The organism is Grimontia sp. THUN1695, from assembly GCF_059704325.2.
The window spans coordinates 1,074,849-1,094,229 of the sequence record NZ_AP046577.1; the positions used below are offsets into that span (position 1 = coordinate 1,074,849).

Below are 19,381 nucleotides of genomic sequence, written 5' to 3' on the forward strand. Positions count from 1 at the left end.
ACTTAATATGTCTTACAGAAAAAGGAGCTTGCAAGCTCCTTTTTCTGTCGTCTTAAAACGGATACCAGATCACACCGTTGTCATGGGCGCGCTTGGTCAGGGCAAGTGCCACACATATTGCGATAAGCGCCAGTACCCCCCCATCTTTGATGGTTAAAGGGCGGTAGTGATACCAGGTACGTGATGTGTTGCGACCAAAGCCGCGTAAGGTCATGGCATTCGAGATTTCATCTGCGCGATCAAGGCTGGAGAAAATCAACGGGATCAAGATTTTTGCCACCCCCCGGAATCTTGCCATTAACGGGGCATTTTTAGAAAAATCCACACCGCGTGCCTGTTGGGCATGCATGATATTGACGAAGCCGTTTTTGACTTCCGGCAGATAGCGTAAGGTCAGGCTGACGGCATAGGCAATTTTATAGGGAACGCCAATACGGTTCAGGCTGGATGCAAACTCAGTCGGGTGGGTGGTAAACACAAACACCAGCGCAATCGGGAACATACTGAAGTACTTCAGGGTGACCGTCACAAGATAAAACAGGGTTTCTTGTGTTAATGAATAGTTACCCGGTAACGTAATAATTTTGGTGGTGGTGTTTGTCCATTCTGAACCCTGCTGAGGGGCGACAAGGAACATAAATACCGCGTTCATCCCAAGCACACTCAACGTCCCCAAAAGAAGCGGCTTATACACCTGGAATGCAACGCCTGTCATTTTAAGCAATGCCAGCCCCAGCAGCACCATGCCAATAATGATCCGCAAATCAAAGGTCGTCAGCACCACCGTTACCCATGCTATAAACAGGGCAAACTTGGTGATACCATTCAGTGCATGAAGTGGTGATTGGGTATCAATATAGTTAATACCAAACTTCATTTTGGAGGTTTTCATCGGGTCTTGCTCTCTGTGTCGATAAACTGCTGCATGAATCCATTGATATCCTGAATGCCAGCACGTTCGGCCAGTTGGTAAAGACTGGTGGTTGTCAGGTTAGCTACATCCAGCAATGCAGGCTGGCTGAATACCTCTGTCATTGGCGCGTCGGCAATCAGTTTGCTGTCAGCAATCACAATAGAACGTGTTGTGTTTTCCAATACCAGATGAAGGTCGTGGGAAATAATCATCACGGTGACACCACGCTCTTTGTTCAGGCGTTTGATAAACGAGAGCATGGCACTGTAGTTGCGATAATCCTGTCCCGCTGTTGGTTCATCAAGGATCAGCAACTCTGGCTCCATCACCAGAATTGATGCAATAGTGACCCGTTTTTTCTGGCCGTAGCTTAATGCGTCTACTGGCCAGTGGCGATATTTGGCAAGGCCGCAAAATTTCAGCACGTCTAAGACTCGGCGTTCAATCTCAGCATCACTCAATCCCAGATTTTTCAGGCCGAAAGCCACTTCGTCCATGATCATATGGTGGGAGATCATGTGGTTGGGATTTTGCATCACCACACCCACTTTCTTGCTGCATTCGAAAATCGACAGTTGGCTGAAGTCCTGACCATCAACGTAGATACTGCCGGCATCCGGCTCTAATACACCCATAATCAGTTTGGTAATGGTGGATTTGCCGGAGCCGTTTTTGCCCAGCACGGAAACCATCTCACCACGGCGCACGTTGAAAGACACGTCTTCCAGTGCGTTTTTCTCGCCATCGTAGGAGTAGGTGAGCCCCTGAATATCGAGTAGGACATCACTTTCCTGTTTCGCACGGTGTTGGGTTGGTGTTGTTGACCAGTGTTTCAAGGCATCGGCAAATTTCTCTACAGGCAGGGTAGAGAGATACGCGGGTGTGTCTGCTTCCTCCAGATGGCATCCGGCATGCTTCAGGGCAGAGAAATAGAGAGGCTGGCGGATACCGTGTTTCTCCAGCAGACCGGACATCATTAGTGCATCGGGTGTGGTGTCAGCCACAATGGTGCCGTTGTCCATCAGGATCACCCTGTCGACATGGCGGGTCAGCACGTCCTCAAGGCGGTGTTCGATGATAATGATCGTTTTACCGGTATCATGGTGAAGCTGGTCGATGATCTCGATAGTGCGCTTCCCGGTTTTGGGGTCAAGCGCAGCCAGCGGTTCATCGAAAAGCAGTATGTCGACATCATCTACCAGTACACCAGCCAGTGAAACACGTTGCTTCTGGCCGCCGGAGAGATCATGTGGCGCATGGTTCAGCAAGGCTTCAAGATCTACCATTTTGGCGGTAGCTTTTACCACTGGGTACATGTCGCCCACCGGCACTTGCTGGTTTTCCAGTGCAAATGCGATGTCTTCACCGACAGTAAGCCCTACAAACTGGCTGTCGGTATCTTGCAGTACGGTGCCGACTTTCTCAGTATATTGCACTAGCTTCATGCCGGATGAAGGTGTTCCACCAATGTAGAGCTCGCCGTCAATATCGCCTTCTATGGCGTGAGGAATGAGGCCGTTAATACACTGGCCTAATGTTGATTTACCGCTGCCGCTTGGGCCGATAATCAGGACTTTTTCACCTTGTTCAATGCGCAGGTTAATGTCTTTCAGCGTAGGGTTGACCAGCGCGTCGTAACGGAAGCTGAAGTGTTTGAATTCGATGGTCATACAGGATCACGCCTCGGTCAGGTTGCGGCATTGGCCGTTGCGTTTAGCGACAGATTGTAAAATGAAATAGCCGACGACGGTCACCAGTAGCGCATTACCGGCGGCAATAATACAAAGCTGAATGAAAACCTTGGTGAAAGGTTCGGCATATAGCACGGTATCCAGAAGTGCAGAACAGCCGTATCCGACGACGTTACCAATGAGGGCTAACAGCGAGAACAGCAACACATCTGGCAGTGAAAAGTGGCCATATTTCAGGCGTTTCTTAGTCAGGATCGGAAACAGGCCCATCATCATGCCGACAATGCCTGAGCCTAATACCCAGGTTAACCATACTCCCCAACCGGCAAACAGATCCGTCACCCAATGGCCGATAAAACCGACAAAGAAGCCCACGCCAGGACCAAACAATACGCTGAACAGTGCCAGTATCGCCATGGCGGGTTTTAGGGTTGTGTTGGCGAAAACAGGAATGCCAAACATCGGCAAACCACCAATCCCATACAAGGCGGAGCCAATGGCAATAATAACAACGGTTTTTGCTGAGAAGTTCATAGATACCCTTTGATGCCCGTAAAATAGGTGAATGCCCGGACGTGATGTAATGCAAACTTTTAAGCGGCTCACAAAATGAGGCGGGATTATAGGAATTATTTTCGGGAAAGGAAAGCTATCTATCTAGACGTCTAAACCTTTCTTTAAACCAAGGTAGACGCCTGTCGAAACTTCAACCGGATTGATGTTGAGAATGGAAAAAATGCAAAAGAAAAGGCGCCGAAGCGCCTTAAACAAAGAGGGGAGAACAGTTAGGCAGTTATTTCGCCAGTTTTTCCTGCATCGCTTCACGCTCGACTGCTCGACAGGCTGCCGCGGTGAAAACCACGTCCGTTGAACTGTTCAGCGCTGTTTCAGCAGAATCCTGAACCACACCGATGATAAAGCCAACCGCGACAACCTGCATGGCGATGTCATTCGGGATACCGAACAGGTTACACGCCAATGGGATCAGCAGCAGTGAACCACCTGCTACGCCAGATGCACCACATGCTGACACTGCTGCAACCACACTTAGCAGCACAGCTGTCGCCAGGTCGACCTGAATACCCAACGTGTTGACAGCAGCCAGCGTCAGCACGGTGATAGTGATTGCCGCGCCACCCATGTTGATGGTTGCACCCAATGGAATAGAAACCGAGTAAGTGTCTTTGTTCAATTTCAGTCGGCTACACAGTTGCATGTTAACTGGAATGTTTGCCGCAGAGCTGCGGGTGAAAAAGGCCGTCATACCGCTTTCACGCAGACACTGAAATACCAGCGGGTAGGGATTGGTGCGGGTTTTGACATAAACGATAGCCGGATTCACCACCAAGGCGATAAACGCCATGCTTCCCAACAATACTGCCAGCAAATGTGCGTAGCCCATTAATGCTTCGAAGCCAGTTTCCGCGAATGTCTTTGCGACCAGGCCGAAGATACCCAAGGGGGCTAGCTTGATAATATTGCGAACAATAAAAGAAACGCCTTCCGCAATATCACCGAAAACCATTTTGGTGGTGCCATTGGCATGGTGCAATGCGATTCCCAGACCAATCGCCCAAGCCAGAATACCGATGAAGTTGCCATTCATCAGTGCGCTAATAGGGTTGTCAACAATGTTGAACAGCAAGGTAGTGATGACCTGAACAATACCTTCTGGTGGCGCAATGGCCGAATCGGAGGTGCTCAGGGTCAGCTCGGTTGGGAACAAAAAGCTCATGGTGACAGCGGTGAGTGCTGCTGCGAAAGTACCAACAAGATAAAGCATAATTATGGGTTTAAGGTGAGTATGTTGGCCCTTTCGCTGATTTGCGATAGATGCCGCCACCAGAATAAATACAAGAATAGGGGCGACAGCTTTTAATGCGCTGACAAACAAACTGCCTAAAAATCCTACTGCTTTGGCGCTTTCCGGCGAGAAGCTTGCCAGGGCAACACCGGCAATAATACCTATCAGGATCTGCACGACCAGGCTGGCGTTTGTTATTCGGGCTAAAGGTGATTGTGTTTGCGTCATTATAATCTCACTTCACTGTGTAAGGGTCTTAGGCCCTATTTACCTAATTTTTCTAGAGACATGGGGCCTCCAGTCGATTTAGGTTTTACCTACAACACCTCAAATATCCGCGTATCTGAGGTAAAAACTGTTAATGCATAGTTAGCGAAAGGGATTAAATCAGTTGGGCACTCATTCTGTAAAGTGGAAATTGACACAAAATATACTGTGGGATCGCATATGCATGATTTTATAACGGTATATGGGCAACATAAGATGTGAATCATTGGATAATTAAACGTTTTGTAGGTGAAATGCAAGAAAAAGCGTCATTAATGACGCTTTCAATTGCGATTGTTACTGAGCTGACAAAACTTATGGGTTTAATAAATCACCCTGCCGACCGCATTTAACAGTTGGCTGACCCCCTTAGTGAAGTGTAGGGGAGCGTCTGCCACTGTGTAACAAAGGCAGCCGTCATGCGTACGTGGTGTGTGGTGGTGAGATCTGTCCAAGACAATGAAATCACCGGGCACGTAGGTGTCCTGCTCATCTTCAAAATGGCCGCTCAATAGCAAAGTCACTTCCATTCCTTTGTGTGTATGGCTTGGAACGCTGCCGTTCATTCCGATATGAAGCAGGCTTGCGCGTGTGTCTCCTTCATTAAGGGGTAGCCTAGCACGGCTGATCGCCCCCATTGAGCTCCATCCCAAATGATGATAGCGACGAAGCGCTACTGGCAATGTGTATCTTTCACCCGCCACTTCAATGTTAGAAGAGGGAGAGGCAGACACTTTTGTCTGAGGCTTGGTTTCATCATTGATGATTGATGACAACATGCTTGCAAACATGTCATTTACTGATGCATTAACGGGAATTTCTTCATCATTTGAGAATGCGTTATTGGCTGCTTCTGTTTCGTAGATAGCGACCTTTTCTGCACAATCCCGGCACATTTCACAGTGAGCTGCTACAGCAATAGACATGGATGCCGTCAGTTCACCCGCCGCATGTGATTTCAATAGATTGTCAGACGGATGGTACTTAATCATTGTTAACCTCCAGATGAGAACGCAGCTTTTGTAGGCCAAGTCTTAACCGTGACTTGATGGTACCGAGAGGCACATTTAACTGGTCGGCAAGTTCCTGATGCGTCAACTGCTTGAGATATACCCCCCGAACAACTTGCTGCTGTAAATCAGGCAGGAGGTCAATGTAAGAGAGCAACTGTGACTGTATCTGTTCTTGCAAGGCTTCTTCTTCCTGATCGCCAACCTCTCCGTCAATCAATGGCCAGATATCACCGCTCAGGCAATCTTCCCTATTACTTTTCACTTTCCTGAGCATGTCAAAACTCACATTTCGCATGATTGTGAAAATCCACGTTGATGCACCGCCTTTCGACCCATCGTAGAGGTATGCTTTCCGCCACACCAGAATCATTGTTTCCTGCAGCAGTTCCATCGCTTGCCCGTCCGCACGCAGGTGACGCAAGCCATATGCCCGCACTTTGGGTGCAAAATGACTGAAAAGCGCTGAAAATGCGGCGTCGTCTCTGTCGTTAGCAACGCGATGAAGCAATTCTGCCAGATACTCTGGCGTGGGTGATGACATAGTAGACCGGCTTTGGGAAGGTTTCTGGTAGTTTGAATTATAAGTGCTTTCGACCCGTTCCATGATGTTAGTGTCCTGTAAATGTCTTATCAGTCGAAACGTATCCGGATACCATTTGGATCACGTGAGTATCAACTATTTTCTTCGCTGAGAAGTAGGGAAATGAATTGTTTTACTTCAGCGAGATCTTGTTGGGCAATGAACCATTGTCGTTGGCTATTCTCCAGCGGAAGCACTTCCAGCCAGCGTTGGCACACCCAGAGCATGTCATCAAAGCGCTTTTCGTTCCCGTATTGGGCGGCGTGTTCTGGATGTGCTTTGAACAAATCCTCTAACACCTCGCCAAGCATGCCTGCTTCAGATTGTTCCTGCCAGGCAGGCAATATATCGGCGTTGCCTACCCACAGTCCGTCTTTTTCCTGTCCAATGTTCGACAGGCTGACCCGTGATGCGCCGCGGATGGTGATACCCAGCAGCCCGTCGGGGAGCGTTTCGAAGTCGACAATCTTTACATGGGTGCCGAACCGGCAAATTGCATCGCCGTCTTTCATCGCCAGCACAAATCCTGAATCGGTGGCCATGGATTCTTTTACCAGCCGTATGTAACGCGGCTCGAAAATCCTGAGCTTGGTGATGCCTCCCGGAAGAAGGAAAAGTGGTAACGGGAAAAGACCTAAACGCATTGAAACCTCCATTTATTTCTCTAAAGAATTACGGAGGTATCAACGACGACGATCACCTTATTTAACGATTGTCCGTAAGCCACTATGAATTGCCTCAACCAGTTGCTGCAATTGCGCACGGCTGATGTCATAGGGGGGCATGATGTAAATCAGGCGGCCGAAGGGGCGGATCCATACGCCTTTTTCAACGAAGTGTTTCTGGATGGCCTCAACATTGACAGGATGGTGGGTTTCTACCACACCAATGGCACCCAGCCAGCGAACCGCCCTGACGGCATCTGATGACAGTAGAGGCGGTAATAGTGTTGAAAGTACAGATTCAATACCGAGAACTTTGTCCTGCCAGGGGGTATCAAGCAATAACTGAAGGCTGGCGTTAGCAACTGCAGCGGCCAGCGGGTTTCCCATAAACGTCGGGCCATGCATAAAGCAACCTGCCTCGCTGCTGCATACCGTGTCTGCAACGTGCTGGGTGGTGAGGGTGGCAGCCATGGTCATATATCCTCCGGTCAGGGCCTTACCGAGGCATAGGATGTCAGGCTCAATATCTGCGTGTTCACAGGCGAACAATTTGCCTGTCCGGCCAAAACCGGTGGCGATTTCATCACAAATCAGCAGCACACCATGCTCATCACACAGCTCCCGTACCCGTTTCAGGTAGGTGGGGTGATAAATCCGCATGCCGCCAGCGCCCTGAACGATCGGCTCAAGAATCACTGCGGCGATATTGTCGGCGTTTGCCTCGAGCTTATATTTGAAATCGGCAATGTCGCTTTCACGCCACTCATCGTAAAAACCACAGGCAGGGGAATCGGCAAAGATATGCTCGGGCAAAAAGCCTTTGTAGAGCTTGTGCATGGAATTATCAGGGTCCGTCACAGACATCGCAGCAAAGCTGTCTCCGTGATACCCATGGCGAAGAGTGAGGAATTTTGCCCGGCTTTCCCCTTTTGCATGCCAGTACTGCAAGGCCATTTTCAATGCAACTTCAACTGATATTGATCCGGAATCGCACAGGAACACCTTTTCCAGTGACGCGGGTGTCATCGCTACCAATTTTTTACAAAGCGCGATAGCAGGCTCGTGGGTGATGCCGCCAAACATAACGTGCGACATCTGGGAAAGCTGGTCAGTCACAGCGTTGTTTAGCGCTGGGTGGTTGTAGCCATGAATAGCTGCCCACCAGGACGACATACCATCGATCAATGGGGTGCCATCTTCCAGGTAAATGTGCACGCCTTCGGCCCTAGTGACGGGATAACAGGTCAGAGGGGTGATTGTTGATGTATACGGGTGCCAGATGTGGTTGCGATCGAATGCGATATCCATGCTTTTAAAGTGCCCGATTGTAAACCATGTAATGTTGTTTATGTTGACATTGTAAGGGTCGACCTTAGACTGAACAAGTATTACAAGACGATCCCTTCACGGATCTATTCAAATAACACTGGAATCAACGTGAGGTAATACAGGTGGAAGTACGCCATAACTGGACTGTCGGCGAAGTGCAGGCCCTTTTTGAAAAACCTTTTATGGATCTGATGTTTGAAGCGCAGCAGGTACACAGGAAATACCAGCCGGCGAATCAGGTTCAGGTCAGCACGCTGCTTTCCATCAAAACCGGTGCCTGCCCGGAAGACTGCAAATACTGCCCACAGAGCGCGCATTACCGCACCGATGTGGAAAAAGAGCGCCTTCTTGACGTAGAGCGAGTGTTGGATGCCGCGCAAAAAGCCAAGAGCGCTGGTGCGACCCGCTTCTGCATGGGGGCGGCGTGGAAGAATCCGAAATCGCGTGACATGCCTTACCTGAAAGCGATGATCCAAGGGGTGAAGGGCATGGGGCTGGAAACCTGTATGACCCTGGGTATGTTGACGCCAGAGCAGGCTAATGAGCTGGCTGGGGCCGGGCTTGATTACTATAACCACAATCTGGATACCTCCCGCGAGCATTACAGCAATATTATCACTACCCGTACTTTCCAGGATCGCCTCGATACCCTTTCCCATGTCCGTGAAGCCGGAATGAAAGTCTGCTCCGGTGGCATTATTGGCCTTGGCGAAAGTGCATCAGATCGCGCTGGTTTGTTGGTGGAGCTGGCAAATCTGCCGCACCATCCGGATAGCGTCCCTATCAATATGCTGGTGAAGGTAAAAGGCACGCCGCTGGAATCGGTTGATGATGTTGACCCATTCGACTTTATCCGCATTATCGCTGTTGCACGTATCATGATGCCGAAATCTGCTGTGCGGCTTTCCGCAGGCCGTGAAAATATGAACGAACAAATGCAGGCAATGTGTTTTATGGCTGGCGCGAATTCGATTTTCTATGGTTGCAAACTGCTGACAACGCCAAATCCGAATGAAGATGCTGACATGCAGCTTTTCAGAAAGTTAGGTATCAACAGCGAGCAGGCGGTGCAGAAACCCGATGCCGTTCAGGAAGAAACCCTGTTGAATCAGGTCGCTGAGCGTGTCGCGTCGCGTCCGGGTAAAGATGATCTTTTCTACGATGCGAGCGTGTAGGGGTGCCCAGCGACAATGTATGAACAAAGCCAACTGCAACGTCGTATCAGTCAGAGGCTCGAAGCACGGCGGCAACAGCATCTCCACCGACAGGTATCAGCGCTCAGGTTGCAACCCGGCACATTAACAGACGGCGCAGATCGCCAGTTCGTTAATTTTTCCGGCAATGACTACCTTGGGCTCGCACAAGAGCCTGAGCTGATCCATGCCTGGCAGGATGGCCTTTCCAAATATGGCGCAGGTAGCACCGCCTCGCCCTTGGTGAGTGGTTATTCCTACCCTCATCTTTCACTGGAATCACGCTTGTGTGAGTGGTTGGGCTTTGATCGGGCCTTGCTTTTTAACAGCGGCTTTTCTGCCAATCAAGCAGTGATTTTTGCCTTGCTGGAAAAGGGCGATCTCCTGCTGCAGGACAAGCTGAACCATGCGTCTTTGATAGAAGCGGGAATGCTTTCACAGGCAACTATGAAGCGCTTTCCACACAACCATGTCGACAGGTTGAGCCAACTACTGAAGCGTAGTGAATCGGCCTCCCTGACGGTGACGGAAGGTGTATTCAGCATGGATGGCGATCTTTCACCGTTGGCGGAAATGAAGCGGTGTTGCGAGGAAAACCAGAGCTGGCTGATGGTTGACGATGCTCATGGTTGCGGCATTTTAGGCAAAGAAGGACGGGGCAGTGCAGACCATGCGGGGATCAAGCCTGACATTTTGGTTGTCACCTTTGGCAAAGCATTTGGCATGATGGGAGCCGCGGTACTTTGCTGTGAATCCGTTCATGATTATTTGACCCAGTTTGCCCGCCACTATGTGTATTCCACCGCGATGCCACCCGCGCAAGCCTATGCGCTCGAAAAAGCCCTTTCACTTATCCAGACCCAATCGTGGCGCCGGGAGAAATTGGCGCTCCTTTCCGACATTTTCCATCACGAGTTAGAAGGTTTTTCAGCGGTGCTTTCTACGATCACACCGATTAAGCCGGTAGTACTGGGCAGTGTTGAACGTATGCAGTCATTGGCGGTTTCTCTCAAAGATGCTGGTTATTGGATCGGCGCTATTCGTCCACCCACCGTTCCGGTAAACACAGCACGGCTTCGTATTACACTCTCTGCCAGCCATGATGAATTACAGGTTAAGTCACTGGCTTCCACGTTACGTTATCTATTGCAGGAGGAAGCATGAGTCAGGCCGTACGCTTTCATCTGCAAACACTTTCCAAGCTGAGTGAGGAGAAAAAAGCCATTCAAACGGCGTTTGGCCGCGCAGCCAATACGTATGATGTTAGCGCCGCGTTTCAGCGCAGGGTTGGTCACCAGTTGATGGCACGTTGTGCTGACTGGAAGGGAAAAAACGTCCTTGATTTGGGCTGTGGCACGGGTTATTTCACCCAGCAGTTGCTTAATGAGGGCGCCAACGTCATTGCGCTGGACTTGTCTGACAAAATGCTTGAAAAGGCGTGGATGAGATGTGGAAATCAAGCGGTCTATATTGCTGGTGATGCGGAGTGTTTGCCGCTGGTAGACAACAGCCTTGATGTTGCCTTTAGTTCCCTGGCCTTGCAATGGTGTGACGATCTTTCTGTTCCCCTGTGTGAGTTAAAGCGGGTAGTGAAACCGGGAGGGAAAATCTTCTTTACCACGTTACTTGAGGGGTCACTGGAAGAACTGAAGCAGGCGTGGCGTGGCGTCAAAGGTGAATCACACGTGAATGCCTTTTTATCGCTCAAGCAGGTAAACATTGCGCTCGCTCAAGCTAAGTGCAACCACACTCACATAGAATGTAGAACAATGATGGAACGTTACCCCTCCGCATTAGCGTTGATGAAGGACCTGAAAGGTATTGGTGCGACGCATTTACGAGAGGGCAGAAGTGCGGGGTTGGTTGGCAGGCGTACCTTCATTGAGCTGGAAGACGCCTATGGTGCGTTCAAGCTGGACGACGGTGAGCTCCCCGCTACGTACAAGGTTTGCTTTGGAACGATAGATAATGAATAAGAGTTATTTCGTCACAGGTACAGACACCGAAGTGGGAAAAACCGTCGCATCCATGGCGGTTATGCAGGCTGTTTCCAAGGCTGGCTATAGTGTGGCAGGTTATAAGCCGATTGCAGCAGGCAGTAAGGACACCGAACAAGGCCCGATGAATTCGGATGCGATCCGTCTTCGTGAATGTTCAACGGTCGACGTCAGCTATCAGGATGTGAATCCATGTTTGCTGCATGCGGCATGTTCACCGCATATTGCGGCGTTACTGGAAAATGAAACGGTTGATTTCTCGGTATTGTCTGAGGGGTTGAAAGCGTTACAAGCACGTTCAGATTTCACATTAGTGGAAGGGGCGGGCGGCTGGCGTGTGCCCATCTCGTACGATACAACATTGGCCGACTGGGTGGTGGGCGAAAAGCTGCCTGTCATTTTGGTGGTGGGTATCAAGTTGGGGTGTCTGAACCATGCCTATCTGACGGCAGAAGCGGTTCGCCGTGACGGCTTGGAGATTGTGGGGTGGATTGCTAACCGAATTAATCCGGGAACAGAGCATTACAGTGACATCGTCAAAACGCTGGAGCATCACCTGAAAGTACCAAAGCTTGGAGAAATTCCTTATATGTCGTCGATCAAGTCGCGAGATCTAAGTGGTTATATCGACATTACGCCGTTAGGGTTCTAACCAGAAACAAAGCCAGCGAGATGCTGGCTTTCATATGAAAACATTACTTTTAGTTTGGTGCTTATTTGTTGTCTTCCGGCAAAAGCCCCATCAGCGACTGCTGAACATCTGAAACCTTCTGAAGCTTTGCATTCTCGTCGTCAGCGAGACCTAGTTCAGCACAAGCTTCATCAAAGCTCATGCCCAAGTGACAGCAAAGGATATCGATTGCCATTCGATAATTTTCTTTGTCAGCCATGATTCTTTCTCCTTAGAATCGTGCCCCTGCCGGGCTACAATGTGCCTATTGAACACTTCATCATGTGTACGTACGTTATTCCTCAGCAGTGACGATTACAACTCGACAAAAGTCTAATGCGGTCTAATGTATGACGCTTCTTATCTTTGCCTGTATGGTTTCAAGATAGTATACAGCGTATGTCCGCAAGAATTTGTGTTTTAAATTGTTACATGAACTTGTTTTTCCGCAATTCGACCCTACTATTTGCCTAGGGTCTGCTGGTCTCATAAGTCCAACACACCCGAGATACCCTGAACATTGGCTGCACTGAAAATAGTGGCATTGGTAGGCAGGGTATAACGCTTCCATTTTTCGGAGACAATTGAAGCAATGAAACGTATCGCTTTATTCCTGTTGACAAACCTGGCTGTTCTGTTTGTCTTCAGCATCGTATTAAACATCGTGTACGCAGTCACAGGTCTTCAACCTGGCAGCCTGTCTGGTCTGTTGGTGATGGCGGCACTGTTTGGCTTTGGTGGTTCCCTGATTTCCTTGATGATGTCGAAGTCTATGGCGCTTCGCTCTGTTGGCGGTCAGGTGATAGAGCACCCACGCAATGAGACAGAACATTGGCTGATGAGCACGGTTAGCCGTCAGGCACAACAGGCGGGCATTGGCATGCCAACCGTTGCGATTTATTACTCAGATGACATTAACGCCTTTGCAACTGGTGCAAAAAAAGACGACTCCCTGGTAGCCGTGTCCAGCGGCCTGCTTGAGAACATGACCCGAGATGAAGCCGAAGCCGTGCTGGCCCATGAAGTGAGCCACATTGCTAACGGTGACATGGTCACGATGGCGCTGATGCAAGGGGTTGTAAATACCTTTGTGATTTTTATCTCTCGTATCATCGCTGGTGCTGTCAGCGGCATGAACAATAATGATGAAGAAGGAGAGAGCGGCGGCAGCTTCATGGTGTACTTTGTCGTGTCTTCGATTCTGGAAATTGTATTCGGTCTTTTGGCCAGTATCCTGACGATGTGGTTTAGCCGTTACCGTGAATTTAAAGCGGATGCGGGGTCAGCCAAGTTGGTGGGCAAAGAGAAGATGATAGCCGCCCTTGAGCGCCTGAAAATGAGTCATGAAAGCCGTCTTGAAGGGTCAATGATGGCGTTTGGCATCAATGGCAAGAAGTCCTTGAGTGAGCTGTTTATGACACACCCGCCACTGGAAAAGCGCATTGCAGCGCTGCGTAGCGGTGAGCACCTGTAATCAGACACTACTATGATTTTGATAAAACGCCTCCTATGAAAAGGGGGCGTTTTTTTATTCGTGGCATTTACTTTTTTGTCCTCTGAGCTCAAGTCTCTTCAGGCGACTTAAATATAACGCTTAATAGATAGCAACATAATGAAAAATAATAAACAAATCGAAAGATTTAGTATACTCAACAGAGTGCGTATGACAAAACTAGTGGAATTCTGACAATGTTTCATTCTGGCTTTGCTAATATTTTGTTGGAGACTTTTTTGCGTAGTACATTGGTGTGTGGAGTGTCAATTTATATAGTGACTCAATATGTAGACTTTGTCTAAATATTGGATCGATCCACCAATTCAGACAATAAAATATGCTTTGATTAGATAAGTATGAATATTCTCATTTACGTTTCGGATGATTTAAACAAAAGGCAAATTCACATCAGTGAATACCACAATTATCCGGACAAATTGAGGGTGTTCGATATGCAATTTGATTCTTTTTCTTATGCTTCGCGTTGGTTGGATCTCGCCACATTCGGGCCCCAAAAAGGTGAAGTGGAAAATTTAATAAACAAAGGTGCTAAAACCTGGTTTGACGAACAAATTGCACTTCCTGCCTCTTTCCACCTAAAAAAGTGTTATCAACAATTCGAGGTTCAGGGTTACGGCAAAAAACCGTCAAGATCAACTCGAATCAGGGCTTGGCTAGATATTGCATTTTATTCAAAAGACCAGTTAAGACAGCGTGTTGCATACGCATTATCACAGATTTTTGTCGTTTCGGATCAAGACGCTGCATTATCTTATCGCGCGCCAGCGATGGCCAGTTATAACGATATGTTATGTCAACATGCCTTTGGTCATTATCGTGACTTGTTGAAAGAGGTGTCGTTGTCGGCGGTGATGGGGCAATACCTTACGATGGTTGGCAACAGGAAAGGGGATCCGGCAACAGGTCGCCGGCCGGATGAAAATTATGCCCGCGAGATCATGCAGCTCTTTTCTGTGGGGCTTTACCAGCGTGATATTGATGGTACTTATGAACTTGATGGGAATGGCCAGCCTATTCCTTGTTACACTGAAAAAGATATTCAGGAACTGGCCAGGGTATTCACTGGCTGGCACCACACAGATAATACATTCCTACAACCGATGGTGAATCATGCAACGGACCACGACAGTGGTGAAAAATGGGTAATGGGACATCATTTCCCTGAGAATACGTCCGCTGAGCAAGAACTGGATCAGGTTATGGACATGTTGTTGCACCATCCTTCAACCGCTCCCAATATTTGTCACGGATTAATCCAGCGTCTTGTTACTTCAAACCCGTCACCGGATTATGTCCGCCGTGTTACTGAGACTTTTCTTGATAATGGCATGGGAGTAACAGGAGACTTGAAGGCCGTCATTTGGGCCATTTTAAGTGACCCTGACGTGTATACCGCACCGCCCCAAAGCATGAGCAAGATTCGCGAACCCTGGTTGTCCTTGGTTTATCTCTACCGCGCTTTGAATGTAAAACCAGGGGCGGGGAGTAGGGTTGTGAAAACGGATCTGGTGTATTTAAAAACCTGTAACCAATATCCGTTGGGAGCCCCTTCTGTTTTTAATTTCTATTTGCCAGATTATGCGCCGAAAGGTGTTATAAAAGAAAATAATTTGGTTGCGCCAGAATTACAAATTATAGATTGGTCGCATATTATTTATGTCCACAATTTCATATACGGTATTCTCCGGCTAAATCTCCAGAAAATAACGGCACCGTTAAGTAATGAGCTTTATATCGATGTTGAAGATTTTAAGACCCTGATTGCTAACAAAGACATTAAAGGTTTTGTCCAGGAAACATCAGAACGCTTTTTTAACGGTGCAATGCCAAAGGTATTGCAAGAGTCGCTTTATCGCCAATATAACGGTATGAACTTGGCTCCGGGAAAATGGGTTCAGCGTCTACTTTTCATTGCTCTGGTCTCTCCTTATTTTCACGTTCAGGAAAATCGCGTATGAAACTGACAAGAAGGCGTTTTATCCAATCTTTTGGGGTTGCCAGTACAACAGCCGCAGCTCCGTTAAGCTGGAGTGTTCAGGCGAATGATGTCGAAGATTACAAGGCCCTGATTTGTGTTTTTCTAGCGGGGGGCAATGATTTCTTCCATCAGGTGATCCCGGTGGACCATATCCACTACAAAAAATATGCATCGTCCAGGCAAGGGATCGCCGTGCCACGCAAAATGGTTAATACATTAGCGATTAAAGATGTGAATGGCGTCCAGCTTGGTCTCCACAAGGCGATGGCTCCTTTGATGCCGCTGTTTGAGCAAGGAAAAGCCAGTTTTGTACTTAATGTAGGACCGTTGCTGGCACCCGTGACACGACATGATGTTGTTAGTGGCCGAGCAGAATTGCCCCCGTTCCTTTTTGCACACAACAAGCAACAGGATGTGTGGCAGCACAGCTGGATGGGTCAACAGTACAGTGAAAACGGCTGGCTGGGGATGTCTATGGATTTGTTGTCCAGAGATCTCGGTGGTATGCCAAATGCCTTCCATACGGGACCCAATTCTCTACTCGATGCGTTTGACGCAGAAAAAATATTTGTCAATAAAGATGGCTTTGAGTCTTTACGGATGCTGAAAAACGCCGCCATGCGCTCGGGCTACGAATCCAGTGCAAACCAATACTATGATTCACCGCTTGCAGCAGGTTATGCAGAAGTTATTAAGCAGGCTATGTATGCTCAGGATCAAATGGGGCCCGTTGCGGGGACCATTTCAATGGATTCACGTGTTCCAGGCTCTAACCTTGGGATGCAGCTGCGTGCGGTGAAACAAATGATTGAAGGGGCGCCATTGTTAGGTCATAACCGCCAGGTATTCTATGTTTCCATGGGAGGCTTTGATACTCACGACAATCAAGAACGCCGTCAGAATGAGCTGATGAATGAGTTTTCGGAGGCGATAGCGGGTCTTTACGCTTCGCTGGATTCAGAGGGGTTGAGTGATAAGGTCATGACTTGCACGCTATCTGAGTTTGGTCGCGCTATGCATGATAATTCGCGTAATGGTACAGATCATGGATGGGGAAACGGGCACTTCTTGTTTGGGGGGGGTATTACACAAGGCACCTGCTATGGCTCTTACCCTGATTTTACCCGTGGCAGTGAAGACGACAACGGGGAAGGTCGCTTGATCCCAAAAATTTCGCATGAACAATATGCCGCACATATGGTTCAATGGCTGGGATTGAACGGCAGCGCTTTGAATACCGTGTTCCCAACCCTGTCTAAATTTGGTGGTCCAATGGTTCGCAGCGCTATTGTATAGCCTGTTCATACTATTTACGTCTGGTGGCATGATTTGCGATCTAATAATGAAAGCCGTTAAAAGTGGCTTTCATTATCAGCAGATGGATTCAACACACTAAAATGATCATCCTTTTAGAAGTGCCACCATAGCCTCACCCACACCATGGGCACTTGCAGGGTTTTGACCAGTCACAAGAAGACCGTCGACAATAACATGAACACCCCAAGGCTGAATTTTGCTGAATTTTGCCGCTTTACGTGTCAATGCTTCCTCCAGCAAGAAGGGGATATCTTCGATGGTGCCAAAATCTATTTCTTCTTCACGGGTAAAAGCAGTTACGTTTTTATCTGCAATCAGCGGTTGTCCGTTACTTAATGTAATTGGAAGTAAAGCGGCAGGACCATGGCAAACAGCACCGACCACACCACCGTTTTCGTAGAGTGTTGCCGTGAGGCGTGCAGTTGGGACATGCTTTGCCAAATCTGAGAGCAGGCCAAACCCACCTGGATAGAAAATAGCGTCGTAACCATCGATGTTGATTTGGTTAACCGGAATGGTGTTTTTCACACGTGACTGAAATTCCATGTCATTAAAAATGCGTGTATTTACATCGTCGCCTTCTATGTTTTCACCATAGAAGGGGACTGCGCCGCCATTAATAGAGGCGACGTCATAACCAAAGCCTGCTTGCAAAAAAGAATCCAGCGCATGAGTCAGCTCTGGTGCGTAAGTGCCATTGGCCTGCTTGGTTGTGCCGAGCGTGGGATGATTTGTAACGATGATAAGAATCTTTTTCATACTGAAATCCTCTTGTTGGTATGAGTTGGCATGGATAAAGGTCATTGTTTGTGGTTCTACTTTATACTTTTGCTGTATGAACGATAATCCGTTAAAATGGAAAACCGTCTTTGTTATATGGCAATAATAAAAATGAGCCTCTACTCACCCAGCTTTGATGGCATTATTGAATTTGTTTCTGTGGCTGATGCCAAAGGGTTCAGCGAAGCGGCGCGTCGTTTAAATTGTTCAGTGAGTCATGTTTCCCGGCAGGTGTCTCGGTTGGAACAGCGGCTGGGCACAGCGTTGTTTGCCCGTTCGACTCGCGCGGTAAATCTAACAGAAGCCGGTCAGCAGTATTACCAACAATGCCAGGAGCTTGTGACTGGGCTTCTTCAGGCAAATGAAATGGTGACAGGCACGCAGTTTGATTTGCAAGGTACGTTGCGTATCAGTATGGCCGGCTCGTTTGCAGAGCAATTTGTTGTACCTGTGCTGGTAGATTTTGCCAAGTTGTATCCGAAACTGACGGTTGAAGTGGATTTCAGCAGTCGCCATGTCAATTTTGTAGAAGATGGCATTGACTTCGCGATCCGCTACGGACGATTACAGGATTCTGGCTTGGTAGCGAGAAAGCTTGTTGATCGCAGTTTAATGGTGGTTGCCGCTCCTGGTTACCTTTCAGAGCATGGAGAGCCAAATCATCCTAACGCATTGATAGGGCATTCATGTTTAATCACTAACAGTGATACCTGGTTATTTGAGCAGAATGGAAAAGAGTTGCCTGTAAAGGTGTCTGGTCGGTTTAGGTGCAACAATGCCAATGCAGTGGTGGAGGCGTGTATCAGTGGACTCGGGATTGGTTACATGCCCAAAAGTAGCCTCAGGCAAGCTATTGAAGATGGCACTTTAGTGCCGATACTTGAACCGTTTTGGACCCGAAAGATTACGTCGTGGATTGTGTATCAAAACCGCAAATTTTTGCCGCTCAAAGCGCGGCTTGCTATCGATCACCTGTTGTCATATTTTGATGAATGGCAAGAATGACCAGATAAAAATAAAGAAGCACATATCAGGATATTTCTCATTTTTTCTTCGCATTAATAGACATCTTCACGATTTCTTCACAGTTGCTCGCGCAAAATGTCAGCCAACATCAGAACTTTTAACTGACTATCAACGATGATATCGAGTTTAATAAGTTTTTCTATCGGGCTTTTGGCGAGTCACGTGAGTTTTATGCCATGCTCTCTGTGAAGGCGGACTATGAAGTGATTCCATCAATGGCCTTATGAACATTACCTATTAATTTTGATCAGGATATTGAAATGAAAAAAATCATTGCATTATCAGTATTGATGGCGCTATCCAGTTCAGCATTTGCTGCATTTCAGGGGCCAAGTGTTAACAGCATCAACACGGTTAAAGCGGCACTGGAAGCTAAAGATGAAAGTGTGGTTGTGTTAAAAGGACACATCGTTCAAGAGTTGGGCAGTGAGCTTTATCTGTTCCGTGACAGCACCGGCGAGATCCAGGTTGAAATTGATAATGAAGACTGGCTAGGGCAAAACGTGACACCTAATGACAATGTGACGATTCGTGGTGAAGTCGACACAGAATGGCGTTCAGTTAAGATAGACGTAGATACTATCACGAAGAACTAATATATACCCGTGATCATTGAAGATGCTTGATTTTCATCGGTATGAG

General features: G+C 48.0%; 19 protein-coding genes. 9 read left to right on the forward strand and 10 right to left on the reverse strand.

All coding sequences use genetic code 11. The features are described 5' to 3' along the window. Nucleotides 1-52: 52 nt before the first annotated feature. The 8 genes from AC6IB1_RS08460 to bioA all read right to left on the reverse strand — a co-directional run bounded on the left by AC6IB1_RS08460 (nucleotide 53) and on the right by bioA (nucleotide 8,241). Nucleotides 53-892, reverse strand: a complete 840-nt coding sequence (locus tag AC6IB1_RS08460; protein WP_497568644.1) for an energy-coupling factor transporter transmembrane component T family protein — start codon at nucleotides 890-892, stop codon at nucleotides 53-55. Then, the gene (locus AC6IB1_RS08465; protein ID WP_497568645.1) at nucleotides 889-2,583 is read right to left on the reverse strand and encodes an ABC transporter ATP-binding protein; all 1,695 of its coding nucleotides are present in this window, start codon (nucleotides 2,581-2,583) and stop codon (nucleotides 889-891) included. The genes AC6IB1_RS08460 and AC6IB1_RS08465 overlap by 4 nt, the downstream gene beginning before the upstream one ends. Nucleotides 2,584-2,589: 6 nt before the next feature. After that, nucleotides 2,590-3,138 carry an ECF-type riboflavin transporter substrate-binding protein gene (locus AC6IB1_RS08470; protein ID WP_497568646.1) on the reverse strand — a complete coding sequence of 183 codons (549 nt, stop codon included), beginning with the start codon at nucleotides 3,136-3,138 and terminating at the stop codon, nucleotides 2,590-2,592. 259 nt (nucleotides 3,139-3,397) lie between these two features. After that, a complete protein-coding gene (sstT, locus tag AC6IB1_RS08475) occupies nucleotides 3,398-4,636 on the reverse strand; it encodes a serine/threonine transporter SstT (RefSeq protein WP_497568647.1) in 1,239 nt (412 codons plus the stop codon). Nucleotides 4,637-4,998: 362 nt separating this feature from the next. Then, nucleotides 4,999-5,667, reverse strand: a complete 669-nt coding sequence (locus AC6IB1_RS08480) for a ChrR family anti-sigma-E factor (RefSeq protein WP_497568648.1) — start codon at nucleotides 5,665-5,667, stop codon at nucleotides 4,999-5,001. Next, the gene (locus AC6IB1_RS08485) at nucleotides 5,660-6,292 is read right to left on the reverse strand and encodes a sigma-70 family RNA polymerase sigma factor (protein ID WP_497568649.1); all 633 of its coding nucleotides are present in this window, start codon (nucleotides 6,290-6,292) and stop codon (nucleotides 5,660-5,662) included. The genes AC6IB1_RS08480 and AC6IB1_RS08485 overlap by 8 nt, the downstream gene beginning before the upstream one ends. A gap of 68 nt (nucleotides 6,293-6,360) precedes the next feature. Further along, a complete protein-coding gene (locus AC6IB1_RS08490) occupies nucleotides 6,361-6,912 on the reverse strand; it encodes an LON peptidase substrate-binding domain-containing protein (RefSeq protein WP_497568650.1) in 552 nt (183 codons plus the stop codon). A 57-nt stretch (nucleotides 6,913-6,969) separates the two neighbouring features. Then, complete coding sequence (bioA, locus tag AC6IB1_RS08495) at nucleotides 6,970-8,241, reverse strand: adenosylmethionine--8-amino-7-oxononanoate transaminase (protein ID WP_497568651.1); 1,272 nt, start codon at nucleotides 8,239-8,241, stop codon at nucleotides 6,970-6,972. Nucleotides 8,242-8,384: 143 nt separating this feature from the next. On the opposite strand from bioA, the gene bioB reads away from it, so the two are divergent. From bioB to bioD, 4 genes are read left to right on the forward strand one after another with little or no spacing between them, the layout of a single operon-like run. Then, nucleotides 8,385-9,437 carry a biotin synthase BioB gene (bioB, locus tag AC6IB1_RS08500; protein WP_497568652.1) on the forward strand — a complete coding sequence of 351 codons (1,053 nt, stop codon included), beginning with the start codon at nucleotides 8,385-8,387 and terminating at the stop codon, nucleotides 9,435-9,437. Nucleotides 9,438-9,452: 15 nt separating this feature from the next. Next, nucleotides 9,453-10,619: an 8-amino-7-oxononanoate synthase gene (gene bioF / locus AC6IB1_RS08505; protein WP_497568653.1), complete on the forward strand. Its 1,167-nt coding sequence runs from the start codon at nucleotides 9,453-9,455 to the stop codon at nucleotides 10,617-10,619. Further along, nucleotides 10,616-11,431 carry a malonyl-ACP O-methyltransferase BioC gene (bioC, locus tag AC6IB1_RS08510; protein WP_497568654.1) on the forward strand — a complete coding sequence of 272 codons (816 nt, stop codon included), beginning with the start codon at nucleotides 10,616-10,618 and terminating at the stop codon, nucleotides 11,429-11,431. Before bioF ends, bioC begins: the two co-directional genes overlap by 4 nt. Beyond that, nucleotides 11,424-12,104: a dethiobiotin synthase gene (bioD, locus tag AC6IB1_RS08515; protein ID WP_497568655.1), complete on the forward strand. Its 681-nt coding sequence runs from the start codon at nucleotides 11,424-11,426 to the stop codon at nucleotides 12,102-12,104. Before bioC ends, bioD begins: the two co-directional genes overlap by 8 nt. Nucleotides 12,105-12,165: 61 nt before the next feature. On the opposite strand, the gene AC6IB1_RS08520 is transcribed toward bioD, so the two are convergent. Beyond that, nucleotides 12,166-12,342: a hypothetical protein gene (locus tag AC6IB1_RS08520; protein WP_497568656.1), complete on the reverse strand. Its 177-nt coding sequence runs from the start codon at nucleotides 12,340-12,342 to the stop codon at nucleotides 12,166-12,168. Between the two features lie 372 nt (nucleotides 12,343-12,714). On the opposite strand from AC6IB1_RS08520, the gene htpX reads away from it, so the two are divergent. The 3 genes from htpX (at nucleotide 12,715) to AC6IB1_RS08535 (ending at nucleotide 16,912) form a co-directional block, all read left to right on the forward strand. Further along, a complete protein-coding gene (htpX, locus tag AC6IB1_RS08525; protein ID WP_497568657.1) occupies nucleotides 12,715-13,596 on the forward strand; it encodes a protease HtpX in 882 nt (293 codons plus the stop codon). Nucleotides 13,597-13,973: 377 nt separating this feature from the next. Then, a complete protein-coding gene (locus AC6IB1_RS08530) occupies nucleotides 13,974-15,596 on the forward strand; it encodes a DUF1800 domain-containing protein (protein ID WP_497568658.1) in 1,623 nt (540 codons plus the stop codon). Beyond that, nucleotides 15,593-16,912: a DUF1501 domain-containing protein gene (locus AC6IB1_RS08535; protein WP_497568659.1), complete on the forward strand. Its 1,320-nt coding sequence runs from the start codon at nucleotides 15,593-15,595 to the stop codon at nucleotides 16,910-16,912. Before AC6IB1_RS08530 ends, AC6IB1_RS08535 begins: the two co-directional genes overlap by 4 nt. Before the next feature lie 105 nt (nucleotides 16,913-17,017). Here AC6IB1_RS08535 and AC6IB1_RS08540 read toward each other — a convergent pair whose 3' ends face one another. Further along, nucleotides 17,018-17,692: a DJ-1/PfpI family protein gene (locus AC6IB1_RS08540; protein WP_497569115.1), complete on the reverse strand. Its 675-nt coding sequence runs from the start codon at nucleotides 17,690-17,692 to the stop codon at nucleotides 17,018-17,020. A gap of 132 nt (nucleotides 17,693-17,824) precedes the next feature. Between AC6IB1_RS08540 and AC6IB1_RS08545 the strand changes: the two genes are divergently transcribed. Continuing rightward, nucleotides 17,825-18,718 carry a LysR substrate-binding domain-containing protein gene (locus AC6IB1_RS08545; protein WP_497569116.1) on the forward strand — a complete coding sequence of 298 codons (894 nt, stop codon included), beginning with the start codon at nucleotides 17,825-17,827 and terminating at the stop codon, nucleotides 18,716-18,718. 281 nt (nucleotides 18,719-18,999) lie between these two features. Further along, nucleotides 19,000-19,335, forward strand: coding sequence for a YgiW/YdeI family stress tolerance OB fold protein (locus AC6IB1_RS08550; RefSeq protein ID WP_497568660.1), 336 nt, complete (start codon nucleotides 19,000-19,002; stop codon nucleotides 19,333-19,335). The last annotated feature ends 46 nt before the right edge of the window (nucleotides 19,336-19,381 follow it).